This window comes from Treponema endosymbiont of Eucomonympha sp., from assembly GCF_001028545.1.
On record NZ_BBPW01000295.1, the window covers coordinates 1 to 799 of the forward strand.

1 protein-coding gene is annotated in these 799 nt (G+C 60.8%); it reads right to left on the minus strand.

The annotated features are described in order from the left end of the window. On the minus strand, nt 1-799 hold a 799-nt coding region (locus AWU74_RS06640), incomplete at both ends, for a trans-2-enoyl-CoA reductase (RefSeq protein ID WP_062328647.1).

Here is a 799-nt window from a genome sequence, read left to right on the forward strand (position 1 = left end):
ATTTCGCGGTCGTCGATTCGGATAAGCCGCTCGCCGTCAACCGGAATATCGCCCGACGGCGTATAGAGCCGCTCGGCAAATAGCCGCTCCATTTGCTCGATGCAGCCCTCGTGCGTACCTTTTTCTTTCATAACCTTAAACAGAACGGCAAGATACAGCGGGATGACCGGAATGACGGCGCTTGAGCGCGTAACCAGCCCTTTGTTGACCGACACGAAGGCGTGCCCGCCGCAGTGCGCCTGAAGCGCGGCGTCAAGCGAGCGGGCGGTCTGTTCAAGGTGCTTTTTTGCCCCGCCGATAGTGCCGTCTCGGTAAATCGCGTGGGACAGCGCGGGACCTATATACGAATAGGCGACGGCAAGGCAGCCCTTCGCCAGCATGCCTGCGTCCCCAAGCTGCCGAATCCAGCGTTCCCAATCCTCGCCGCCCATTACCTTGACCGTTTCCGCCGCTTCCGCGTTGCTGGCGGGAAGGGCGGACACCTCCGAAATGATGCCGCTCATCGGGTCTACGGTTTTGCCCGAATAGGGCGCGCCGATAGGCTTGAGCACCGACTTGTACAATACGCCGGTTTCGGGGTCGGTGCGGACAGGGCTTGCGAGGCTGTACACCACCAAATCGAACGCGTACCCCTGCTTTTTTGCCTCTGCGATGACCGCCTTCCGCATATCGTCCGAAAATGCGTCGCCGTTGAGCGTCAGGCTGGGGATTCCGGCTTTGCCTGCGGCGCGGTCAAACGCCGCGTTGTTGTACCAGCCGGGGGTGCCGCTCTTGGTTTCGGTGCCGGCTTTTTCAAACG